This is a genomic window from Sphingopyxis sp. OAS728 (genome assembly GCF_014873485.1).
GTDB lineage: Bacteria > Pseudomonadota > Alphaproteobacteria > Sphingomonadales > Sphingomonadaceae > Sphingopyxis.
On the sequence record NZ_JADBDT010000001.1, the window covers coordinates 3,370,077 to 3,390,744 of the forward strand.

At 64.3% G+C, this 20,668-nt stretch carries 24 protein-coding genes; 14 read left to right on the forward strand and 10 right to left on the reverse strand.

Annotated elements, in window-relative coordinates:
• Positions 1–118: 118 nt before the first annotated feature.
• A complete protein-coding gene (locus tag GGC65_RS15930) occupies positions 119–1,099 on the forward strand; it encodes a hypothetical protein (protein ID WP_192648051.1) in 981 nt (326 codons plus the stop codon).
• Positions 1,100–1,156: 57 nt separating this feature from the next.
• Here GGC65_RS15930 and GGC65_RS15935 read toward each other — a convergent pair whose 3' ends face one another.
• Both GGC65_RS15935 and GGC65_RS15940 read right to left on the reverse strand, forming a co-directional pair.
• Complete coding sequence (locus GGC65_RS15935; RefSeq protein ID WP_192648052.1) at positions 1,157–3,340, reverse strand: M3 family metallopeptidase; 2,184 nt, start codon at positions 3,338–3,340, stop codon at positions 1,157–1,159.
• A gap of 86 nt (positions 3,341–3,426) precedes the next feature.
• Complete coding sequence (locus tag GGC65_RS15940; RefSeq protein ID WP_192648053.1) at positions 3,427–4,296, reverse strand: SMP-30/gluconolactonase/LRE family protein; 870 nt, start codon at positions 4,294–4,296, stop codon at positions 3,427–3,429.
• 195 nt (positions 4,297–4,491) lie between these two features.
• On the opposite strand from GGC65_RS15940, the gene GGC65_RS15945 reads away from it, so the two are divergent.
• The 5 genes from GGC65_RS15945 (at position 4,492) to GGC65_RS15965 (ending at position 8,455) form a co-directional block, all read left to right on the forward strand.
• Complete coding sequence (locus tag GGC65_RS15945) at positions 4,492–5,646, forward strand: acyl-CoA dehydrogenase family protein (protein WP_192648054.1); 1,155 nt, start codon at positions 4,492–4,494, stop codon at positions 5,644–5,646.
• A 31-nt stretch (positions 5,647–5,677) separates the two neighbouring features.
• On the forward strand, positions 5,678–6,847 hold the full coding sequence (locus GGC65_RS15950) for an acetyl-CoA C-acetyltransferase (protein WP_192648055.1): 1,170 nt from the start codon (positions 5,678–5,680) through the stop codon (positions 6,845–6,847).
• A 117-nt stretch (positions 6,848–6,964) separates the two neighbouring features.
• Complete coding sequence (locus GGC65_RS15955) at positions 6,965–7,747, forward strand: SDR family NAD(P)-dependent oxidoreductase (protein ID WP_192648056.1); 783 nt, start codon at positions 6,965–6,967, stop codon at positions 7,745–7,747.
• A gap of 20 nt (positions 7,748–7,767) precedes the next feature.
• Positions 7,768–8,025: a hypothetical protein gene (locus GGC65_RS23740; protein ID WP_318780177.1), complete on the forward strand. Its 258-nt coding sequence runs from the start codon at positions 7,768–7,770 to the stop codon at positions 8,023–8,025.
• On the forward strand, positions 8,009–8,455 hold the full coding sequence (locus GGC65_RS15965; RefSeq protein WP_192648058.1) for an acyl-CoA thioesterase: 447 nt from the start codon (positions 8,009–8,011) through the stop codon (positions 8,453–8,455). Before GGC65_RS23740 ends, GGC65_RS15965 begins: the two co-directional genes overlap by 17 nt.
• Before the next feature lie 127 nt (positions 8,456–8,582).
• Here GGC65_RS15965 and gmk read toward each other — a convergent pair whose 3' ends face one another.
• On the reverse strand, positions 8,583–9,245 hold the full coding sequence (gmk, locus tag GGC65_RS15970) for a guanylate kinase (protein ID WP_192648059.1): 663 nt from the start codon (positions 9,243–9,245) through the stop codon (positions 8,583–8,585).
• 44 nt (positions 9,246–9,289) lie between these two features.
• Between gmk and GGC65_RS15975 the strand changes: the two genes are divergently transcribed.
• The gene (locus tag GGC65_RS15975; RefSeq protein ID WP_192648060.1) at positions 9,290–9,853 is read left to right on the forward strand and encodes a DUF2585 domain-containing protein; all 564 of its coding nucleotides are present in this window, start codon (positions 9,290–9,292) and stop codon (positions 9,851–9,853) included.
• On the opposite strand, the gene GGC65_RS15980 is transcribed toward GGC65_RS15975, so the two are convergent.
• Genes GGC65_RS15980 through GGC65_RS15995 form a run of 4 tightly spaced genes read right to left on the reverse strand, consistent with a single transcriptional unit; the run spans position 9,850 to position 12,462 of the window.
• On the reverse strand, positions 9,850–10,218 hold the full coding sequence (locus GGC65_RS15980) for a hypothetical protein (protein ID WP_225940851.1): 369 nt from the start codon (positions 10,216–10,218) through the stop codon (positions 9,850–9,852). The genes GGC65_RS15975 and GGC65_RS15980 overlap by 4 nt on opposite strands.
• Positions 10,219–10,269: 51 nt before the next feature.
• Entirely contained in the window at positions 10,270–11,667 is a 1,398-nt protein-coding gene (fumC, locus tag GGC65_RS15985) for a class II fumarate hydratase (protein WP_192648062.1), read from the reverse strand.
• Positions 11,664–11,975: a hypothetical protein gene (locus GGC65_RS15990; protein ID WP_192648063.1), complete on the reverse strand. Its 312-nt coding sequence runs from the start codon at positions 11,973–11,975 to the stop codon at positions 11,664–11,666. Before GGC65_RS15990 ends, fumC begins: the two co-directional genes overlap by 4 nt.
• A 4-nt stretch (positions 11,976–11,979) precedes the next feature.
• Entirely contained in the window at positions 11,980–12,462 is a 483-nt protein-coding gene (locus tag GGC65_RS15995; protein WP_192648064.1) for an SspB family protein, read from the reverse strand.
• 87 nt (positions 12,463–12,549) lie between these two features.
• Between GGC65_RS15995 and hisB the strand changes: the two genes are divergently transcribed.
• From hisB to GGC65_RS16020, 5 genes are all read left to right on the forward strand, one after another.
• Positions 12,550–13,137: an imidazoleglycerol-phosphate dehydratase HisB gene (gene hisB, locus GGC65_RS16000; protein ID WP_062183263.1), complete on the forward strand. Its 588-nt coding sequence runs from the start codon at positions 12,550–12,552 to the stop codon at positions 13,135–13,137.
• Between the two features lie 9 nt (positions 13,138–13,146).
• Positions 13,147–13,755: an imidazole glycerol phosphate synthase subunit HisH gene (gene hisH / locus GGC65_RS16005; protein ID WP_192648065.1), complete on the forward strand. Its 609-nt coding sequence runs from the start codon at positions 13,147–13,149 to the stop codon at positions 13,753–13,755.
• Entirely contained in the window at positions 13,743–14,477 is a 735-nt protein-coding gene (hisA, locus tag GGC65_RS16010; RefSeq protein WP_192648066.1) for a 1-(5-phosphoribosyl)-5-[(5-phosphoribosylamino)methylideneamino]imidazole-4-carboxamide isomerase, read from the forward strand. Before hisH ends, hisA begins: the two co-directional genes overlap by 13 nt.
• A 115-nt stretch (positions 14,478–14,592) precedes the next feature.
• Complete coding sequence (gene hisF, locus GGC65_RS16015; protein WP_192648067.1) at positions 14,593–15,357, forward strand: imidazole glycerol phosphate synthase subunit HisF; 765 nt, start codon at positions 14,593–14,595, stop codon at positions 15,355–15,357.
• 49 nt (positions 15,358–15,406) lie between these two features.
• The gene (locus GGC65_RS16020; protein WP_192648068.1) at positions 15,407–16,495 is read left to right on the forward strand and encodes a calcium:proton antiporter; all 1,089 of its coding nucleotides are present in this window, start codon (positions 15,407–15,409) and stop codon (positions 16,493–16,495) included.
• A 6-nt stretch (positions 16,496–16,501) separates the two neighbouring features.
• Here GGC65_RS16020 and GGC65_RS16025 read toward each other — a convergent pair whose 3' ends face one another.
• The gene (locus GGC65_RS16025) at positions 16,502–17,638 is read right to left on the reverse strand and encodes a beta-ketoacyl-ACP synthase III (RefSeq protein ID WP_192648069.1); all 1,137 of its coding nucleotides are present in this window, start codon (positions 17,636–17,638) and stop codon (positions 16,502–16,504) included.
• Positions 17,639–17,829: 191 nt separating this feature from the next.
• Between GGC65_RS16025 and GGC65_RS16030 the strand changes: the two genes are divergently transcribed.
• On the forward strand, positions 17,830–18,381 hold the full coding sequence (locus tag GGC65_RS16030; protein WP_192648070.1) for a hypothetical protein: 552 nt from the start codon (positions 17,830–17,832) through the stop codon (positions 18,379–18,381).
• 45 nt (positions 18,382–18,426) lie between these two features.
• On the opposite strand, the gene GGC65_RS16035 is transcribed toward GGC65_RS16030, so the two are convergent.
• A complete protein-coding gene (locus GGC65_RS16035) occupies positions 18,427–19,194 on the reverse strand; it encodes a sulfite exporter TauE/SafE family protein (RefSeq protein WP_192648071.1) in 768 nt (255 codons plus the stop codon).
• Between the two features lie 122 nt (positions 19,195–19,316).
• The gene (locus GGC65_RS16040) at positions 19,317–20,213 is read right to left on the reverse strand and encodes a LysR family transcriptional regulator (protein ID WP_318780178.1); all 897 of its coding nucleotides are present in this window, start codon (positions 20,211–20,213) and stop codon (positions 19,317–19,319) included.
• A 114-nt stretch (positions 20,214–20,327) separates the two neighbouring features.
• Between GGC65_RS16040 and GGC65_RS16045 the strand changes: the two genes are divergently transcribed.
• Positions 20,328–20,663, forward strand: a complete 336-nt coding sequence (locus GGC65_RS16045) for a hypothetical protein (RefSeq protein WP_192648073.1) — start codon at positions 20,328–20,330, stop codon at positions 20,661–20,663.
• The last annotated feature ends 5 nt before the right edge of the window (positions 20,664–20,668 follow it).

Sequence of the window (20,668 nt, forward strand, 5' to 3'; positions counted from 1 at the left end):
TTTGGCGTAGTTTCGCGGGTCTGCGGAGGTAGCAAAGCTGGACCGGAAACTGTTCCTTGCGGCGCTTGCGGCGGGCCTGTTCCTGCTCGGCGGCTGCACGAACATCGGCGTGGGACGCATGGGCATCGACCGCACGGACTATGGCAACCGCCTGAGGGAGGCGAACAAGGAACAGCTGCTGCTCAACATTGTCGCGATGCGCTACGGCGACGCACCATTGTTTCTCGAGGTAAGTTCGGTCATCAGCCAATATTCGCGGGAAGCCAATGTCGGCGTCGATCTGACGCTCGCTCCGCCGTCCGGCAGCTCGGACGGCGGCGTCGCGGGCGGTGTGGTCATTCGCGAAACGCCGACCGTCACTTATACGCCGCTGTCGGGCGACCGGTTCGCTCGCAGCCTCTTGTCGCCGCTCCCGCCCGCCTCGTTGCTGTCGATGATGGAATCGGGTTGGTCGGCGGAGATATTGTTCCCGCTCGCCGTGCGCTCGGTAAACGGTCTGCGCAACGGCAGCCGCGATCCCCTGTTCGCAGAGGTGGGCGACGGCGAGTTTCCGCTCGTCGTCGCGGCATTGGCCCGGCTCCAGCGCAGCCGTGGGCTCGTGCTCAATATCGAACGGCACGAGGCCAATAATTTTCATGCCCATGGTCAGATCGGGGAGAATCTGAGTCCACAGGACCAGAAGGATATCGCGTTCCTTGTGCGTGCGCTGAAACTACCCGACGACCGGATGGAAACATTCGAACTCGTATTCGCCGCCGCAAAGTCCGACCCGGATCAACTTGCGATCCGGACGCGGTCGATGTTCGAAATCTTTTCGGAACTGGCACAGGGTGTCGACGCACCCGTGCTGGAAAAGGGCGGAACGCCGCTCGACCCTGGCGCCGCCACAGAGCATGTCGCGCCGCTACTTCGGGTGCGCAGCGGTGCGGCGCCCCCTTCCGATGCGCATGCCGCGGTCCGTTTCCGCGGCCGATGGTTCTGGATCGATGGCGATGATGCAGCCTCGAAGCGTACTTTCCTGGTGGCGCAAATTCTGCTTTCGCTTGCCGATACAAGCGGCGCCGCCGCCGGACCGCTGGTGACGGTCCCGGTCAACTGAACGCGCAAAACAAAGGGGGCGAAATTCGCCCCCTTTGCCTTCCCCGGTCTCAAAAACTTATTCGGTCGGAAAACCGCGCTTCTTGAGCAGCGCCTTCACGTCGGGGTCGCGGCCGCGGAAGGCGCGATAGGCCTCGGCGCGGTCGGTCTCGTTGCCGGTCATGAGCAGGATGGTACGGAACTTGTCGGCGACGGTGCGGTCCCACGGCCCGCCGGCTTCGGTGAACGCCGCCCAGGTGTCGGCGTCCATCGTTTCGGACCAGAGATAGCTGTAATAGCCCGCCGAATAGGCGTCGCTGCTGAACAAATGGCCGAACTGCGGCAGGCGATGGCGCATGACGATTTCCTTCGGCATGCCCATCTCCTTGAGCGTTTCGCGCTCGAACTTGTCGACGTCGGTCACCGGCACCTTGCGGTCATGGATCTTCATGTCGACAATCGCGCTCGACAGATACTCGACCGTCTCGAAGCCCTGATTGAACTTGTTCGACGCGAGGATCTTGTCGACCAGCGCCTGCGGGATCGGCGCGCCCGTCTTGTAGTGCGTCGCATATTTCGACAGCACTTCGGGGGTCATCAACCAATTCTCGTTCACCTGGCTCGGGAACTCGACGAAATCGCGCGGCACCCCGGCGAGCGCCGGATAATAAATGTGCTGCAACAGATAATGGATGCCGTGGCCGAACTCGTGGAACAGCGTCGTCGCGTCGTCGAGGCTGATCAGCGTCGGCTCGCCCTTCGCGCCTTCGGTGAAATTATTATTGTTCGACGCGAGCACATTGCGTTCGCCGCCCAGCGTCTGCTGGCTGCGATAGGTCGTCATCCACGCGCCCGAGCGTTTGCCGTCGCGCGCGAAATTGTCGAGATAGATCAGCCCGACATTCTCGTTCGTCTTGAGGTTATAGACCTCGAAGGTTTTGACCTTGGGGTCGAAGACGGGGACGGTGCCGGTGTTCTCGCGGAAGCCGAGGTCATAGAGTTGCCCCGCCGACCAGAACATCGCCTGCGTCAGCTTGTCGAGCTGCAGATATGGCTTCACTTCGCTCTCATCGAGGTCGTATTTCGCCTTGCGGACCTTCTCCGAATAATAGCGATAGTCCCACGGCTCGATCGTCAGCTTCGGACCCTTGCCGGCCTTGGCGTCGGCATCGGCGATCGCCTGCATATCGGCGACCTCTTCCTTCGCGCGCGCGACCGCGGCGGGCCAGACCTTCATCATCAGGCCCATCGCGTTTTCGGGGGTCTTCGCCATCGTGTCGGCCATGCGATAATTGGCGTGCGTCGCGAAACCGAGCAGTTCGGCGCGCTGCTGGCGCAGCTTCAATATTTCGGCGATCGTTGCGTTGGTGTCGTTGACGTCGCCATTGTCGCCGCGGCTGACGAACGCCTTCCAGACCTTTTCGCGCAGCGCGCGGTTGGTCGCGTTCTGCAGCACCGGCTGCGCCGACGAGCGCGTGTTCTTGATCGCCCACTGGCCGGGTTTGCCATTGGCTTCGGCGGCCGAGGCGAGCGAAGCGACAAAACCGGGTTCGAGCCCCGCGAGTTCGGCCTTGTCGGTAACGAAGGTATAGAGCTTCTCGTCGCCGAGCAGCTTCGACGAGAAGCTCGAGAACAGGCCTTCGAGCTTGGCGTTCATCGCGACCAGCTTCGCCTTGTTCTCGGGCGACAGGTTCGCGCCGTCGCGCACCATCTCGTCATAGCTGCGCTCGACGATGCGGATCTGCTGCGCGTTGAGCCCGCTCGAATTGCGCTTTTCGTACACCGCCTTGTAGCGCGCGAAGAGCTTCGGTTCCAAAAACAGCTCGGTGTAGAAGGTGGAGATTTTGGGGCTCCACTCGGCGTCGATGTCCTCGACCCGGTCGTTCGACTTGTTCGACGACTGCACGCCCCACAAGGCGAACAGCCGGTCGGCGGTGTCGCCGGCGAGCATCATCGGGACATGCGTGTTCTCGAAGGTCGGGGCTTCGGGATTGTCGATCACCTCCTGCACCTGCGCCTTCGTCTCCGCCATCGCCTTCGCAAAGGCGTCGGGGAACAGTTCGGGGTCCATCTTGTCCCACGGCGGCACCCCTTCGAACGGGCCGGTCCAGGGCGCGAGCATCGGGTTTTCGCTCGCAGGGGCGGTGGCGGCGGCGGTCGGTTCGGCGGCGGTTGCGGTCATCTGGCTATAACCCACCATCATCGCAGTGGATGCAAGCAGGATCGACAAATGACGGGCAAAAGGCTGCGCGCTGCGCGGCATAAACATATCTCCCCGGAGGATAAGGTTTCGGACGAAACCATGTCGGGGAGCGTCTTAACCTTATATGACAGGGGGGTGCAAGCCGCCTAAGCGCCAAATTCCTGCTGGATCAGGCCCGGCACGTCGACGCGGAAGCTGAAGACGCCGCCGGCGTGCGGCTGTCCCTTGCGTTCTTCATCGGTCAGATTCTTGCCCGCGCTGGTGACGAAGGCGGTCTGGAGGTCGGGCCCGCCGAACGCAATCATCGTCGGGCGCTGCACCGGCAGTTCGACCGTCTGGATGAGTTCGCCGGCGGGCGAGAAGCGCACGATGCGCCAGCCGTCCCACAGCGCCGACCAGTAACAGCCCTCGGCATCGACCGCCGCGCCGTCGGGGCGGCCGTTGCCCTGTTCGAACTGGTGGAAGGTACGTTTGCAGCTGATCGTGCCCGACGCGGGATCGGCGTCATAGGCGTCGATCCGGTGCGTCGGCGTATCGGCGTGATAGAAGGTGCGGCCGTCGGGGCTAAAGGCGGCGCCATTGCTCGTCATCAGCCCGCCGATCATCGGCGTCAGCGTCGCATCGCGGTCGACGCGATAGAGGGTGGCGTGTGGATTGGCCTTGTCGGCGGTCAGGCTGCCGACCCAGAGCCGGCCCGCGGCGTCGACGCAGCCGTCGTTGAAGCGCTGGTCGGGCAGACCCGCCAGCACGGGTTCGCCGAAGGCGCGCGGCGCGTCGCCCCAGGCGTCGATCAGCGCGCATCCCGTCTTGAGCGCGACGATCAGCCCGCCGCCCGCGCGCGGGGCGACGCAGCCGACCGGGCCGTCGAGCTGCATGATCTCGTCGGTGCCGGTTGCGGGGTCGGTGCGGTGGACGCGGTGGGCGTCGATATCGACCCAGTAAAGGCGGGACTCGGATGCGCTCCAGCGCGGCGATTCGCCGAGCAGCGCTCCGGCATCGAGAAGAAGGTCGACCATCGCACGCGCTTAGCCCGGCTTGCCCGCGTCGCGCCAGCGCCGAATTGCGACCTTTCGTGCCGTAGCGGCATTTCTACTTGACGTGCACGTAAACGTAAGGTCAGGTGCCTCGCGAAGCCGACGCGAAAGCGCGCGGCATTTTGGTGCGGCCGGCTCCCCCGATGGTCTGTCCGCGCCCCGGGAAAAGGAATGTCCATGTCGCTCGATAATCTGTCGCGCTCTGCCTACTCCGAAGATCATGAGGCGTTCCGCGCCACCGTCCGCCAGTTCCTCGAAAAGGAAATCGCGCCGAATGCCGCGAAATGGGCCGAGGACGGCATCGTGCCCAAGGATATCTGGCCGAAGGCGGGCGAGCTCGGTATGCTATGCCCGACGGTTCCCGAGGAATATGGCGGGCTCGGCCTCGATTTCGGCTATAATGCAATCGTCGACGAGGAAAGCGCTTACTATGGCCGCGCGACGACGGGCTTCTCGCTCCAGTCGGACATCGTCACCAGCTATATCGTCAAATATGGCAGCGAAGAGCAAAAGAAGCATTGGCTGCCCAAGATGGTCGCGGGCGAGGTGATCACCGCGATCGCGATGACCGAACCGGGCACCGGGTCCGACCTCCAGGGCATGCGCACGACCGCGAAGAAGGATGGCAATCACTATGTCATCAACGGGTCGAAAACCTATATCACCAACGGCCAGAACGCCGACCTGATCCTCGTCTGCGTCAAGACAGATACCGAGGTGCAGCCGGCGTGGAAGGGCGTGTCGATCGTTCTCGTCGAGGCTGACCGCGAGGGCTATCAGCGCGGCCGCAACCTCGACAAGATCGGGCAGGACGAGGCCGATACGTCGGAGATGTTCTTCAACGATGTGCGCGTGCCGATCACCAACTGCCTTGGCGAAGAAGGGCAGGGCTTCATCTATCTGATGAGCGAGCTGCCGCAGGAGCGCCTCTCGATCGCGGTGTCGGCGCAGGCTTCGGCGCAGCGCGCGTTCGACGATACGGTCGAGTTCACCCGCGACCGCAAGGCGTTCGGCAAGCCGGTCCTCGATTTCCAGAACACGCGCTTCGTGCTCGCCGATTTGAAGACCAAGCTGCAGGTCGGCTGGGCGCATCTCGACTGGGCGCTGTCGCGGCACCTGAAAAAGGAACTGACCCCCGAGGAAGGCGCTGCGGCGAAGCTGTGGCATACCGAGCTGCAGTGGGAAGTGATGGACAAGTGCCTCCAGCTCCACGGCGGTGCGGGTTATATGAACGAATATCCGATTGCCCGCGCCTGGCGCGCCGCGCGCGTCACCCGCATCTTTGGCGGCACGAACGAAATCATGAAGGAACTGATCGGGCGCAAGCTCTGATCGCTTGAAATCGCAGGAAAGGACTATCTCCATGGCTACTGCTTATATCGTCGACGCCGTCCGCACCGCAGGCGGCAAGCGCGGCGGCCGCCTCGCCGGCGTCCACCCCGTCGACCTTGGCGCCGCGGTGTTCGACGCGATCGCCGACCGCAATGATTTCGACACCAAGGCGATCGACGACGTCATCACCGGCTGCGTATCGCAGGGCGGCCAGCAGACGATGGATGTCGGCCGCAATGCCGTGCTCGCCTCGAAACTCCCCGACTCGATCCCGGCGGTGACGATCGATCGCCAGTGCGGCTCGTCGCAGCAGGCGATCCAGTTCGCGGCGCAGGCGGTGATGTCGGGCACGCAGGACATCGTGCTCGCCAGCGGCATCGAAAGCATGACGCGCGTGCCGATGGGCAGCGTCGCGACGCTCTTCATGAAGGAAGGGCTCGGCCATTATAAGTCCGAGCGGCTCGAGGAAAAATACCCCGGCATCATGTTCAGCCAGTTCATGGGCGCCGAGATGATCGTGAAGAAATACGGGCTGACCAAGGACGACCTCGACGCCTATGCGCTCGAAAGCCACCGCCGCGGCAAGGCCGCGACCGAAGCGGGTCATTTCAAGCGCGAGATCGTCGGGCTCGAAATCGACACCCCCGACGGCCGCCAGACGCATCTGGTCGATGAGGGTATCCGCTTCGACGCCACGCTCGAAGGCATCGCCGGGGTCAAGATCCTGCAGGAAGGCGGCTCGATCACTGCCGCGACCTCGAGCCAGATCTGCGACGGTGCTTCGGCAGCGCTCGTCGTATCCGAGCAGGCGCTGAAGGATCATAATCTGACCCCGCGCGCGCGCATCCACCATATCTCGGTCACCGCGGGCGACCCGGTGATCATGCTCGAGGAACCGCTGTTCGCGACCGAACGCGCGCTCAAGAAAGCGGGCATGAAGATCGGCGACATCGACGCTTATGAAGTCAATGAGGCGTTCGCGCCGGTGCCGCTCGCTTGGCTGCAATATCTTGGCGGCGACCATGCGCGGCTCAACCAGCATGGCGGCGCGATCGCGCTCGGCCACCCGCTCGGCGCCTCGGGCACCAAGCTGATGGCGACCCTGCTCGGCGTGCTCGACGCGACAGGTGGCAAATATGGGCTGCAGACGATGTGCGAAGGCGGCGGTCAGGCCAACGTCACGATCATCGAGCGGCTTTGATTTGAATCTCCCCTCCCGCGTGCGGGAGGGGTCGGGGGAGGGCCTGTTGGCTTGGTTCCCCGACATGCCCCACCCAAACCCTCCCCTGAAGGGGAGGGCTTTTTTCAGGAGAAACCCATGAAACTCGATTCCACCGTATCCGCCGTCGTCACCGGCGGCGCCTCGGGCCTCGGCGCGGCGACCGCGCGCGCACTCGCCGCGAAGGGCGTCAAGGTTGCGATCTTCGACCTGCAGGAAGAAAAAGGCAAAGCGATCGCCGAAGAACTCGGCGGCGTGTTCTGCGAATGCAACGTGACCGACGACGCCAGCGTCGACGCCGCTTTCGCCAAGGCGCGCGAAGCGCACGGCCAGGAACGCATCCTCGTGAACTGCGCGGGCACCGGCAACGCGATCAAGACCGCAAGCCGCAGCAAGGAAGACGGCAGCATCAAGCATTTCCCGCTCGATGCTTTCAACTGGATCATCCAGATCAACCTCGTCGGCACCTTCCGCTGCATCGCCAAGTCGGCGGCGGGCATGCTGACGCTCGACCCGATGGAAGACGGCGAACGCGGCGCGATCGTCAACACCGCATCGGTCGCGGCCGAAGACGGCCAGATCGGCCAAGCTGCATACTCCGCATCGAAGGGCGGCGTCGTCGGCATGACGCTTCCCATCGCGCGCGACCTCGGGAACGAGAATATCCGCGTCAACACGATCCTGCCCGGCATCTTCGACACCCCGTTGCTCGCGGGCGCGCCGCAGCCGGTGCGTGACGCGCTCGGCGCCTCGGTGCTCAATCCGAAGCGTCTTGGCGTCCCCGCCGAATATGCCAATCTCGCGATGTGCATGATCGAAAACGGCTATTTCAACGGCGAAGACGTCCGCCTCGACGGCGGCATCCGCATGGCGCCGCGCTGATATGCTCAGAGCGCGATGATATGATATTGACCCACCGTGATTGCCCCCGGAAGTTCGCCGGCAAGAAGCGTCGCGCAGAACGGGCTGGTTGCCCGGTCCAGCGACGCGCCGCTGTCCGGCGGGCTTCCGGGGGCAACCCCTCCGGGGCGGGCCGATTTTGGCCGATTGCCACGTTGCTCGTCGGGCACGATGTCCCGCATCGCGCCGCTCCTCGCGCCTCGCACTCGGCCAAAATCGACTCCGTCACGGTGGGTCAATATCATGTCATCGCGCTCTAAACCGGAAAGCTGGCGGCTCGACGCCGCCAGCTACCCCGTCTGCATCGAAATGCAGACGCGTTTCCAGGACATGGACATCAACGGCCACCTCAACAATGTGGCCTTTGCCGTGCTGTTCGAGAGCGGGCGTGTGTTGCTCAACCGGCAAATTCGTCCATGGGACGAGCGTCCCGCGAACGAGCGCACGATGGTCGCGGCGGTCGAGATCAACTATCTCGCCGAGGGCAATTTCCCCGACCCGGTGCAAATCGCGACCGGCATCGGCCGGCTTGGCACCTCGAGCTGGACGATCGTGCAGGCGATGTTCCAGAACGGCCACCCGATCGCGACCTGCGACACGGTGGTCGTTTGCCGCACCGACGGGCAGGCGAAACCGCTCAGGACGGAGATGGTCGCGGAACTCGAAGCGAAGCTGGTGACGCCGATTTAGAACGCGAACCCGTCCCCTCAGCCGTTCGCCCTGAGCTTGTCGAAGGGCCGTTCTTTCTTCTCGCAACGTCAAAGAGAAGAGCGGTGCTTCGACAAGCTCAGCACGAACGGACTTTTAGGATCGCTATCTAAAGCTTCTTGTCCGCGTCGGGGACCGAGCGGATCAGGTCGCGGGCGAAGCCGATCAGCCCGATCTGGCGGCGGCGCTTCAATCGTTCGGCGCGCAGGATCGCGCGGACCTCGTCGAAACAGCCTTCGACATGGTCGTTGATCAGCACATAGTCGTAACCGTCCCAGTGGCTGATCTCGTTCGCGGCGCGCTCCATGCGCGCGGCGATTACCTCGTCGCTGTCGGTATTGCGCGAGCGCAGGCGGCGTTCGAGCTCTTCCATCGTCGGGGGCAGAACGAAGACGCGCACGACGTCGGGACCCGCCTCTTGATAAAGCTGCTGCGCGCCCTGCCAGTCGATGTCGAACAGCACATCCTTGCCCGCCGCGAGCAGCTCCTCGACCGGCGCGCGTGGCGTGCCGTAACGATGGCCGAAGACATGCGCCCATTCGAGGAACTCGCCGTCGGCAGCCATCTTCTTGAACGTGTCGGTGTCGACGAAATGATAGTGGACGCCATCGACCTCGCCGGGACGCGGCGGGCGCGTCGTCGCGGAGATCGAGAGCGCGATATCCCTGTCGGCTTCGAGCATCATGCGCGAAATGGTGGTCTTGCCCGCGCCCGAGGGCGAGGAAAGGACGAACAACACGCCGCGGCGGTTCAGATGGACGCTTTCGGTCATGCGCGCTATTCGCCTGACGAGGGGCAGCGGTCAAGGGGGCGCGAATGGCGGGAATTTCACGAACCGGATGGCTCGTCGCCGCCGCGCTGGTCGCATTGCTCGCCGCGATCCTCCTCGGCATGGGCCGCCCGCCGATCTGTCCGTGCGGCACGATCAGCCTGTGGCACGGCGTCGTCCAGTCGAACCAGAACAGCCAGCAGATTTCGGACTGGTACAGCTTCAGCCATATCATCCACGGCTTCATCTTCTATGGCGCGTTGCGCTGGATCATGCCCGAACGTCCGCTATGGGTGCCGCTCGCGATTGCGATCGGGGTCGAGGGCGCTTGGGAAATCCTCGAAAATTCGCCGATCATCATCGACCGCTATCGCGAAGTGACGATGGCGTTCGGCTATTCGGGCGATTCGGTGCTCAATTCGGTAAGCGACACCTTGTTCATGGTGCTGGGCTTTGTCGCCGCGAGCAAGCTGCGCTGGTGGATCACCGTCACGCTCGCGATCGCCTTCGAATTGTTCACGCTCTGGACGATCCGCGACAATCTGACGCTCAATGTGCTCATGCTCGTATCGCCGGTCGAGGCGATCAAGGAATGGCAGGCGGGCGCCTAGTGTAGCGAACTGCTCCGCGCATTGCCTTCGACCGGGATCGCGGGCGGCAGGGCGTCGCCGATCGTCTGCCCGTCGGTCGGCACTGACGCCGTTCCGGCATAGGTGTCGACGACTCCCGCTGCCGATAGCTGCGGATCAAGCGCATGCGCCTCTTCGGCCGCCTTGCGCGCTTCGGCGCGTTCGGCCCATTTCTTCGTGAGATAGGCGCCGGCAACTGTCGCCGCGAGCACAGCGTAACGCTGGGGGAACAGCCGCCGCGCAGCGAACAGCGTGCCCGCGCCGATGACGGCACCGGCGACGGGATGATTGCCCTTCTGGCGTCCGATGGCGCTGCCGAGAACGCCGCCTACGATACGACCGATCATCTTCATCTCTCCTTCCCCAATCAATTCCCGGAAGGCCCCGCGGGTTCCCGCTCAGCCCTCGGGACCCAACATCGTGCGCGGATCGACGACGCGGTCGAAGGTTTCGCTGTCGACATAGCCAAGGTCGAGCGCGGCTTCCTTCAGCGTGCTGCCGGTTTCATGCGCATGCTTCGCGATCTTTGCGGCCTTGTCATAACCGATTTCGGGCGCGAGCGCGGTGACGAGCATCAGCGAGCGGTTCATCAGCTCGTCGATCCGCGCGCGATTGGGCTCGATCCCGACAACGCAATGTTCGGTGAAGCCCGCCATGCCGATCGCCAGCAGCTCGATCGAACGCAGCACATTCGATCCGATCAGCGGCTTGAAGACGTTGAGCTCGAGATGGCCCTGCAGCCCGCCGACGGTGACCGCCTGATGATTGCCGATCACTTGGGCTGCGACCATCGTCAGCATCTCGCACTGGGTCGGGTTGACCTTGCCCGGCATGATCGAGCTGCCGGGTTCGTTCGCAGGCAGGTCGAGTTCGCCGAGCCCCGCGCGCGGGCCCGAGCCGAGCAGGCGGATGTCGTTCGCGATCTTGGTCAGCGCGACGGCAAGCGTATTGAGCGCGCCGGAGAAGAAAACGAGGCCGTCGTTCGACGCCAGCGCCTCGAACTTGTTGTGTGCAGGTTCGAACGCGATGCCGGTGCTTTTCGACAGTTCGGCGGCCATCGCGACGTCGAAACCGGCGGGCGCGTTGAGCCCGGTGCCGACCGCGGTGCCGCCCTGCGCGAGCTTACAGATATTGTGCGTCAGCGCACCTTCGATCCTCGCACGGCAGGCGATCAACTGCGCGACATAGCCCGAAAATTCTTGGCCAAGCGTCAGTGGGGTCGCGTCCTGCAAATGGGTGCGGCCGATCTTGACGATATCGCTCCATGCCTCGGCCTTGGCGGCGAGCGCGTCGGTGAGCGTCGTCAGCGCCGGAAGCAGCCTCACCGTCGTCTCGACCGCGACCGCAACGTGCAGCGCGGTCGGGAAGCTGTCGTTTGACGACTGGCCCATGTTGACATGGTCGTTTGGATGAACGGGCGACTTGCCGCCGCGCGTACCGGCGAGCTTTTCGTTGGCGATCCCGGCGATCACCTCGTTCGCGTTCATGTTCGACTGGGTGCCGCTGCCCGTCTGCCAGATCGCGAGCGGGAACTGGTCGTCGTAATCGCCCGCGACGACGGCGTCAGCCGCCGCGACGATCGCATCGGCAAGCCCCGTATCGAGGCCATTGTTGCGGTTGACCCGCGCCGCGGCGCCTTTGATCCGCGCAAGCGCGTGGACGATCGGCATCGGCATCCGCTCGTGCGTCGGAAAGGCAAAATTATGCCGACTGCGCTCGGTCTGCGCGCCCCAATAGGCGGCGGCCGCGACCTCGATATTGCCGATGCTGTCGCTCTCGGTCCGCGTTACACTCATATGACCAGCATCCTCGTTACCAGAACGGACCCCGCCCAGATCATCGCGACGAGGCCAAGCATCTGCCAATATCCGCCTTCGCCGACCCGCCGGCGCAGCCATGCGGCGGCGAGCCAGGCGAGAACGAGCGCGGGTGTCAGGATCAGCACGCTAAAGCGCAGCAATCCGTCGGCAATCTGTCCGCGCGAAATATTGCTTTGGGCCAGCGCATAGCCCTCAACACCCCACCAGAAAGCGGCGGTGAGCACGACCATGCCCGCGAGCGCCCAATATTGCCAGAAACGACTGGGGGGCCATGGCGGAGCCACGGCGCTATCTTTTCTTGCCGAAATCCACGGTCACGACGTTCGACCCGTCCTCGGTCGTAACCTCGGGGCGGTCGTTGTCGGCTTCGTCATGCGGTTCGGGCTGCGTCTCGTCGTCGTCGCTGACCTGGAACTGCAGCCCGAAATCGACCGACGGGTCGACGAAGGCGGTGATCGACGCATAGGGAATGGTGAGGATCGACGGCGTCTGGTTGAACGACAGGCCGACGCTGAAATGATCGTCCTCGACTTTCAGGTCCCAGAAGCGGTTCTGGAGCACAATCGTCATTTCGTCGGGGAATTTGGCGATCAGATGCGCGGGAATGTCGACCCCGACCGCCTGCGTCTTGAAGGTGATGTAGAAATGATGTTCGCCGGGCAGGCTGTCATAGCCGACGATCTGGCTGAGCACGCGGCCGACCACAGCGCGCAGCGCGTCCTGCACGATTTCGTCATAGGGAATCAGGCTGTCGCGTACATCGTCACTCATGGGGCGAGGGGATGAACGCGCACCGCGCGCCGGTCAAGGGGGGAGAATCGCCTTGCAACGTGAAAATGAGGCTCTAAGGCGTGCGCCATGCGAACCGCCACCGTCCAGCGCACGACCAAGGAAACGGATATCGCGATCGCCGTCAATCTTGACGGAACGGGCGAATATTCGGTGTCCACCGGCATCGGTTTCCTCGACCATATGGTCGAGCAATTGTCGCGCCACTCGCTGATCGACATCTCGATGCAGGTGAAGGGCGACCTTCATATCGACCAGCATCATACGGTCGAGGATTCGGCGCTCGCGCTTGGCGAAGCGGTGGCAAAGGCGCTCGGCGACAAGCGCGGCATCGCCCGCTACGGCGAGGCGCACGCGCCGATGGACGAAACGCTGACGCGCTGCGTGCTCGACATTTCGGGGCGCCCGCACTGCGTCTATAAATCCAGCTTCTCGCAGCCGCGTCTCGGCGAGATGGACACCGAGATGTTCCCGCACTGGTTTCACAGCTTTGCGCAGACCGCGGGCATCACGCTGCACATCGAGATGCTGTACGGCGAGAACAACCATCATATCGCCGAAAGCATGTACAAGGCGCTCGCGCGTGCATTGCGGCAGGCGGTCGAAATCGACCCGCGCAAGGGCGACGCGATTCCCAGCACCAAGGGTGTGCTCTAGGAGCCGTCCATGAGCGTTGTTGCCCTGATCGACTATGGCGCGGGCAATCTTCGCTCGGTGCATAATGCGCTCGTCGCGGCGGGCGCGGAGAATGTTGCCGTCACCGCCGATCCCGATGTCGTCGCCAAGGCCGATCGCATCGTGCTGCCCGGCGTCGGCGCGTTCGCGGCGTGCATGAACGGGCTGTCGGCAATCGACGGGCTGATCGAGGCAATGGAGCGGCGCGTGCGCGGCGAGGGAGCGCCCTTTCTCGGCATCTGCGTCGGCATGCAATTGCTCGCCGATGCGGGCGAGGAGCATGGCACGCATAAGGGGCTCGGCTGGATTTCGGGCACCGTGCGCGCGTTCGATCCGGCGCCCGGCCTGCGCATCCCGCACATGGGCTGGAACGACGTTACCCCCGCTGCACCGCATCCAGTGATTGCGGCTGGCGAGGCCTATTATCTCCACAGCTATCATTTCGCCGATGCCGTCGATGTCGCGGCGACCAGCAGCCACGGCGCGCGCTTCGTCGCCGCGGTGGCGAAGGCCAATATCGTCGGCGTCCAATATCATCCCGAAAAAAGCCAGGCCTATGGCCGCGCTACACTGGAGAGATTCCTCGCATGGCGGCCCTGACCATCTTCCCCGCGATCGACCTCAAGGGCGGACAAGTGGTGCGGCTCGCCGAGGGCGATATGGCGCGCGCGACGATCTATGGCGACGATCCGGCGGCGCAGGCGCGGTTGTTCGCCGACGCGGGGGCGAGCCATCTGCATGTTGTCGACCTTGACGGCGCCTTTGCCGGAGCGAGCGTAAACGGCGCGGCGGTCGAGAGCATCATCGCTGCTTTTCCGGGCAAGGTTCAGGTCGGCGGCGGCATTCGTGACCGTGCCGGTGTCGACCGCTGGTTCGCGCTCGGCGTCGAGCGCGTGATCATCGGCACCGCGGCGCTGAAGGATCCCGAGTTCGTCAAGTCCGCCGCGCGCGACCTGCCTGGCCGCATCGTCGTCGGCGTCGATGCCCGCGACGGCATGGTCGCGACCGAGGGGTGGGCCGATGTCTCCGATGTCCGCGTCGAGGATCTCGCGCGCCGCTTCGAGGATGCGGGCGTTGCCGCGCTGCTCTTCACCGACGTCGGTCGCGACGGGCTGCTCAAGGGCTGCAATGTCGAGGCGACGGTCGCGCTGGCTGAGGCAGTCGCCATTCCGGTGATCGCCAGCGGCGGCGTTGCCGACATCGGCGACATTCACGCGCTGCGTCCGCATGTCGCGAACGGCATCGAAGGCGTCATCACCGGCCGTGCGCTCTACGACGGCCGGCTCGATCTTGCCGAAGCGATTGCGGCGGGGGCGGCGTGAACAACCGAAATATTTCCGTTCGGATCGAGCGAAGTCGAGATGCCCATCGGCGTCGCGCGGGTTCGACGGGTGTCTCGACTTCGCTCGACACGAACGGGTCTTTGAGGTTGGTGCAATGACCGTCCGCGTCCGCGTCATTCCCTGCCTCGACGTCGCTGACGGGCGCGTCGTGAAGGGCGTCAATTTCGTCGACCTGCGCGATGCTGGCGACCCGGTCGAGGCAGCGCGCGCCTATGATGCGGCGGGCGCCGACGAGCTTTGCTTTTTGGACATTTCGGCGAGCCATCAAGGCCGCGGTACCCTGCTCGACATGGTGAGCCGTACCGCCGAGGTCTGCTTCATGCCGCTCACCGTCGGCGGCGGCGTGCGCAGCGCCGACGATGCGCGCGCGCTGCTGCTCGCGGGCGCCGACAAGGTTGCGGTCAACAGCGCCGCGGTCGCGCGCCCCGAACTCGTCGCCGATATCGCCGACCGTTTCGGCAGCCAGTGCGCGGTGGGCAGCATCGACGCGCGGCGGGTCGAAGACGGGCGGTGGGAAATCTTTACCCACGGCGGCCGCAAACCGACGGGCATCGATGCGCTCGAACATGCGGTGCGGCTTGCCGAACTCGGTGCGGGCGAATTGCTCGTCACCAGCATGGACCGCGACGGGACCAAGGACGGCTACGACCTGACCCTCACGCGCGCGATCGCCGATGCGGTCAGCGTCCCGGTGATCGCTTCGGGCGGCGTCGGTAATCTCGACCACCTCGTCGCCGGGGTGATCGAAGGAGGGGCGAGCGCGGTGCTCGCCGCCAGCATCTTCCACTTTGGCGAAGCGACGATCGCCGAAGCGCATGCGCGGCTTTCTGTTGCCGGATTGCCCGTTCGCGCACATTAATTGCGCTGTCGGGGTGGTCACGCGGGGAGGGGGCTGCAATAGAAGCCCCATGACCTCCAAACTCCGCCTCGCCGATCGTACCAACGATATCTTCCCGATCCTCGGTTTCGTTGCCGCGATGGCGAGTTTCGCGATGCCGCTCAACGCATGGCTCGTCGCGGTCATCCTCGCGGGTGCGGTCGTCGCGGCGGTCCACCATGCCGAGGTTATCGCGCACCGCGTCGGCGAGCCGTTCGGCACGCTGATCCTCGCGCTCGCGGTAACGGTGATCGAGGTCGGGCTGATCCTGACCTTGATGCAGGCCGAACCCGAAAAGGCGCAGACGCTCGCGCGCGACACGGTATTCGCCGCGGTGATGGTAATCCTCAACCTGTTGATGGGCCTCTGCCTGCTCAGCGGCGCGATCCGCCATCACGAGCAGCGTTTCCAGCGTACCGGCATCGGGGCCGCGCTTGCGACGCTCACGGTGCTGACGGTGGTAACGCTCGTGCTCCCCAATTTCACGTCAAGCGTACCGGGCCCCTTTTATTCGGCGACCCAGCTTGGCTTCGTCGCTGCCGTTTCGCTCATCCTCTATGGCACCTTCGCGCTAGTGCAGACGGTTCGCCACCGCGACTATTTCCTTCCCGACGGCGATGCCGATGGCGACGGTGAGCCCGATACGCACGCCGCCCCGCCGAGCGTTCAGCGCACCGCGATTTCGGGTGCGCTGCTGCTCGCCAGCCTGTTCGCGGTCGTGCTGCTCGCGAAAAATCTGTCGCCGATCATGGGCGCGCTGCTCGCCGACTGGGGGGCGCCGCCCGCGGTGCTCGGTGTGCTGATCGCGGCGCTGATCCTCGCGCCGGAAGGTCTCGCTGCCGTGCGTGCGGCAAAGGCCGACCGCCTTCAGACCAGCCTCAACCTCGCGCTCGGATCGGCGCTCGCGACGATCGGCCTCACCATTCCCGCGGTCGCGATCCTGTCGATCATGACCGACCTGCCGATCAGCCTCGGGCTCGATGCCAAGTCGGCGGTGCTGCTGTTCCTGTCGCTGATCGTCGCATCGCAGACGCTGGCGAACGGGCGGACTACCGTGCTGCAGGGGGTGATCCACCTGATGCTGTTCGCGATTTATCTGTTCACGACCTTCGTACCGTAAGGCGCGTCAGGTCTTCCGGACGAATACCGTGCCCGCGCTGTAGCCCGCGCCGAACGAACAGATCAGCCCGGTGTCGCCCGCCACCATATCCTCATGGTTCAGGTGGAAGGCGATGATCGATCCGGCGCTCGACGTATTGCCATAGGTGTCGAGTACCGTCGGGCTCTCATCCTCGCTCGCCTCATGCCCCAGCACGCGCTGCGCGATCAGCCGGTTCATGTTGGTGTTCGCCTGATGCAGCCACAGGCGGCGCATGTCCGCGCCCTCCAGCCCGAGCACCTCCATCTGTTCGACGATCAGATTGGCGACCCACGGCACGACCTCCTTGAACACCTTGCGGCCTTCCTGGACGAAAAGCTTGTCGCTCTTCGGGCCCGACTGGTCGATCCCGCCGTGGCCGCGGTTCAAAAAGCCGAAGTTGTTGCGGATGTTGTTCGAGAATTGCGTCTTGAGCTTGGTCCCGAGGATGTCCCAGTGCCCCGCGGGCGCAATGTCCTTGTCCTCGACCAGGATCGCGGTCGCGACGTCGCCGAAGATGAAATGGCTGTCGCGGTCGCGCCAGTTCAAATGCCCCGAACAGATTTCGGGGTTCACGACGAGCACGCTCTTCGCATGTCCCGCGCGGATATAGTCGGCGGCGGTCTGGATGCCGAAGGTCGCCGACGAGCAGGCGACATTCATGTCGAAACCGAAGCCGTCGATGCCGAGCGCGTCCTGAATTTCGACCGCCATCGCGGGATAGGGGCGCTGCATATTCGATGCGGCGCAGAGTACCGCGTCGACCTGCGATGCATCGCGTCCGGCGCGCGCAAGCGCATCCTTCGCCGCCGCAACGCCGATCTCGGCGAGGATCGAGATTTCGTCGTTGCCGCGATCGGCAATGCGCGGCGCCATATGCTCGGGGTCGAGAATACCGGCCTTGTCGACGACGAAGCGTGACCCGATCCCGCTCGCTTTCTCGATGAATTCGACACTGGAGTCAGTCAGTTCGGCGATTTCGCCCGCCGCGATGGCCGCTGCATTTTCCCTATTGTGCAGCGCAACATACGCGTTAAAACTGGCAACAAGTTCTTCGTTGGAGATGCGTTCGGCGGGGGTAAAGAGGCCGGTTGCGGAAATGACCGGCTGCGGTGAATGCGACATGGTGGCTCTCATGTGTCTTACAGTTTCAAGACACGCTGATTAGGCTCCGTCGCGGCGCCGCGCAACGCCCCTCAGCTTGCTGAACAATCGCCGACGCCATGGTTAACCCGCCACTAACCATTTTGGTGGCAGACTGTTTGATGCAGGCCTCCGGGGGGATGGCTCCCCGGGCGCCGTGCGGGAGCATGACCATGGCGACGCGTTCAGGACCGGCCGCAGGCGACCTGTCCATCTCGGAAATCAAGGAGTTCGCGACGTTTCCCGCCGCGACGCAGCGGTATATCCGCCGCTCGCTCGACATCGGGCTCGAGCGCGACGATGCGATCGCGCGCTGGTCGCGTGACATGGTCGAGGAAACCGCGATCCGCGTCCAGGCGCGTGTCTATCAGCGGTTGCATGAAATCCGCGGGCATATTCCCGATGACAGCGGGCTCGACGCACTCGAACATTTCATGGCGCCGCTGATCGCGGTGTCGGCCTTCGACCTCGGGCAGGACCGGCTGCACGCCTTCGCGCCCTATCGCTTCCTCTATGAGCGATTGCTTGGCGCGCATGCGCGGCCTTGGCTACCCGGCGCCTTTTGCGCCGCGGCGTCGCTGCCGCACCTCCATCCCGATAAACGCAAAATCCTGCTTCAGTCGATCAGCGAAGCTGCGGCTACCGCCCCCGGATGGTCGGCGCGCGAGCCGAGCTTCTATCCCGAATGGGTCGACAAGATCGACGAGACCAAGCCCGCGAATTGACGGGAGAGGGCGGCGTCCGTCGAACGCCGCCCGGACTGGCTGCCCTCAGAACACGGCGCGATAGAGGCCGAAGGCGCTCGTTGCGGTCAGCACGATGCCGACCATGACCAGCATCACCTTCGGCGAGAAGCGCTTGGCCATCATTGCGCCGAGCGGCGCGGCGGCCACGCCGCCGATGATCAGCCCCAGCGTCGGCCCCAGAATCTCCGAAAAACCGAGATTCCAGATGAACGCGGCCGACACCGAAATGGCGAGGAAGAATTCGACACTGTTGACCGTGCCGACGACCTTGCGCGGTTCGCCGCCCTGGACAAGCAGGTTCGAGGTCACGACCGGGCCCCAGCCGCCGCCGCCCGCCGCGTCGAGGAAGCCGCCGACGACCGCGAGCGGTGCGACGACCTTGGGCTTTGCGATCTTGGGCGGATAGAGCAGGCCGCGAATGAGCAGCCACACGCCGATCAGCACGAGATAGCCGAGGACGAAGGGTTTCACGACGTCGGCGTGAAGCGATGAGAGGATATAAGCGCCGAGAACGCCGCCGATCACGCCCGGGATCAGCAGTCGCCAGAAGAGCGGCCAGTCGATGTTGCGATGGAATAAATGACTGAGCCCCGACGCGCCGGTCGTGAAGATCTCAACGACATGGATGCGCGCCGAAGCGGTTGCGGGCGGGACGCCGAGCACGGCGACGAGCAAGGTGTTGCAGATGACGCCGAACGCCATGCCGAGCGCGCCGTCGACGAGCTGGGCGGCGAAACCGATGACGATGAACGGCAGGAGCGCGGTAAAGTCGATAGCCGCTAGTTCAGTCATAAATTCATCCCAACCCTTTTAATTGAGAACCTGCTGCCGGGATTCCCCTGTCGGCGCCAGCCCAATTTTTCTGCTGGCGGCAAAGGGATTTGTTTCCGCGCCCGATCGAACCGCCCGCCCGATCAGCCGGTGACGTCGTCGGGAAGGTAATCGCGCACATAATCGATGAAGGCACGCAGTTTCGGCATCACCTGCTTGCGGCTGGGGTAATAGAGGAACAGCCCCGAGGTCGAGCAGGCAAAATCGCCCAGTACCAGTTCGAGCTGCCCCGAAGCGACCTGCGCCTTGACCACCGGTTCGGCGGTCATGCCCATCGCGACCCCGGCGTGCACAGCGACCATCATCGCGGTGAAGTCGTTGACGATGACCGGGCCCGTCACTCCGACCTCGAACTCGCGATTGCCCTTCTCGAAGGTCCAGGGCATCAGCGCGCCGCTTCCCATCCGCATGCGCACGCAGCGGTGATTGCGCAGCTCGTCGGGGCTTTCCGGGCGCCCGTGCTTTTCCAGATAGCCCGGGGTCGCGACCGCGACGAAGCGGAACGGCCCGGTCAGGCGGACGGCGATCACGTCGGCGTCGAGCGATTCGCCCATCCGCACCCCGGCGTCGAACCCCCCGGCGCTGAGGTCGGCGAGCGCGTCCTCGGCATAGATTTCGAGTTCGATCTCGGGATAGGTTTCGCAAAAGCCCGCGATGATCGGTTCGAACAGGGGCTGGACCGCGCCGCGCATCAGGTTGATGCGCAGCCGCCCCGCGGGCCGGTTGCCGAGATTGCGTGCGGCTTCATAGGCGTCACCGAGCCCGGCATAAGCGGGCGCCGCGCGTTCGAGGAACATTTCGCCCGCTTGCGTCAGCCCGACGCTGCGCGTCGTGCGCATGAACAAGGGGGCACCGACGCGCGCTTCCAGCCCCTTGATGATCTGGCTGATCGCCGACGGGGAGACGCCGAGGTCGACCGCTGCGGCGGAAAAGCTCCGCCTTTCCGCAACACGCAGGAAGGCTTCGATCCCGTCGAGCACCCCATGGGGGATTGTTAAATCCTGCTTCAAAGCACTTGCAGATTATAGAGGATTATCTATGTGCGCAACCGCGACTAAAAAGGTTGCACAACGAAACGAAAGGAAACCTCTCCCATGGCCTATCAGCTCTCCTCTTATCGCCGCTTTCCTGCCGCTTTCGCGATCGTCGCCGCTTCGGCCCTCGCGTTCACCGGCCTGATGGCAACCGCAAGCCCCGCTTACGCCCAGTCGGGTGGCGATTATCGCTGCGCCGGTCTGGCCGAACAGGCCCATGTCGCCGCCGGTGGCGTCGAAGGTGCCAAGCAGTCGAGCGCCAAGCGCTTTGTTTCGACCGGCAAGAAGCTGTGCGAAGCGGGCAACGAACGCGCCGCTGCCAAGCAGTTCCGCGCCGCGCTGAAGATCGCCGGCGTCGCCGAAGTCGAAACCGACAGCCAGATGGCGTCGCGCTAAGACAG

What these genes read in the sequence shown, in the direction of transcription:
- GGC65_RS15955 (WP_192648056.1), top strand. Translation starts at nt 6,965, where the DNA reads ATGAAACTCGATTCCACCGTATCCGCCGTCGTCACCGGCGGCGCCTCG.
- GGC65_RS16030 (WP_192648070.1), top strand. Translation starts at nt 17,830, where the DNA reads ATGGCGACGCGTTCAGGACCGGCCGCAGGCGACCTGTCCATCTCGGAA.
- fumC (WP_192648062.1), bottom strand. Translation starts at nt 11,667, where the DNA reads ATGAGTGTAACGCGGACCGAGAGCGACAGCATCGGCAATATCGAGGTC.
- gmk (WP_192648059.1), bottom strand. Translation starts at nt 9,245, where the DNA reads ATGACCGAAAGCGTCCATCTGAACCGCCGCGGCGTGTTGTTCGTCCTT.
- GGC65_RS15940 (WP_192648053.1), bottom strand. Translation starts at nt 4,296, where the DNA reads ATGGTCGACCTTCTTCTCGATGCCGGAGCGCTGCTCGGCGAATCGCCG.
- GGC65_RS16025 (WP_192648069.1), bottom strand. Translation starts at nt 17,638, where the DNA reads ATGTCGCATTCACCGCAGCCGGTCATTTCCGCAACCGGCCTCTTTACC.
- GGC65_RS15995 (WP_192648064.1), bottom strand. Translation starts at nt 12,462, where the DNA reads ATGAGTGACGATGTACGCGACAGCCTGATTCCCTATGACGAAATCGTG.
- GGC65_RS16045 (WP_192648073.1), top strand. Translation starts at nt 20,328, where the DNA reads ATGGCCTATCAGCTCTCCTCTTATCGCCGCTTTCCTGCCGCTTTCGCG.
- GGC65_RS15935 (WP_192648052.1), bottom strand. Translation starts at nt 3,340, where the DNA reads ATGCCGCGCAGCGCGCAGCCTTTTGCCCGTCATTTGTCGATCCTGCTT.
- hisA (WP_192648066.1), top strand. Translation starts at nt 13,743, where the DNA reads ATGGCGGCCCTGACCATCTTCCCCGCGATCGACCTCAAGGGCGGACAA.
- GGC65_RS15945 (WP_192648054.1), top strand. Translation starts at nt 4,492, where the DNA reads ATGTCGCTCGATAATCTGTCGCGCTCTGCCTACTCCGAAGATCATGAG.
- hisB (WP_062183263.1), top strand. Translation starts at nt 12,550, where the DNA reads ATGCGAACCGCCACCGTCCAGCGCACGACCAAGGAAACGGATATCGCG.
- hisH (WP_192648065.1), top strand. Translation starts at nt 13,147, where the DNA reads ATGAGCGTTGTTGCCCTGATCGACTATGGCGCGGGCAATCTTCGCTCG.
- GGC65_RS16020 (WP_192648068.1), top strand. Translation starts at nt 15,407, where the DNA reads ATGACCTCCAAACTCCGCCTCGCCGATCGTACCAACGATATCTTCCCG.
- GGC65_RS15930 (WP_192648051.1), top strand. Translation starts at nt 119, where the DNA reads ATGGGCATCGACCGCACGGACTATGGCAACCGCCTGAGGGAGGCGAAC.
- GGC65_RS16035 (WP_192648071.1), bottom strand. Translation starts at nt 19,194, where the DNA reads ATGACTGAACTAGCGGCTATCGACTTTACCGCGCTCCTGCCGTTCATC.
- GGC65_RS15950 (WP_192648055.1), top strand. Translation starts at nt 5,678, where the DNA reads ATGGCTACTGCTTATATCGTCGACGCCGTCCGCACCGCAGGCGGCAAG.
- GGC65_RS15980 (WP_225940851.1), bottom strand. Translation starts at nt 10,218, where the DNA reads ATGATCGGTCGTATCGTAGGCGGCGTTCTCGGCAGCGCCATCGGACGC.
- hisF (WP_192648067.1), top strand. Translation starts at nt 14,593, where the DNA reads ATGACCGTCCGCGTCCGCGTCATTCCCTGCCTCGACGTCGCTGACGGG.
- GGC65_RS23740 (WP_318780177.1), top strand. Translation starts at nt 7,768, where the DNA reads ATGATATTGACCCACCGTGATTGCCCCCGGAAGTTCGCCGGCAAGAAG.
- GGC65_RS15975 (WP_192648060.1), top strand. Translation starts at nt 9,290, where the DNA reads ATGGCGGGAATTTCACGAACCGGATGGCTCGTCGCCGCCGCGCTGGTC.
- GGC65_RS15965 (WP_192648058.1), top strand. Translation starts at nt 8,009, where the DNA reads ATGTCATCGCGCTCTAAACCGGAAAGCTGGCGGCTCGACGCCGCCAGC.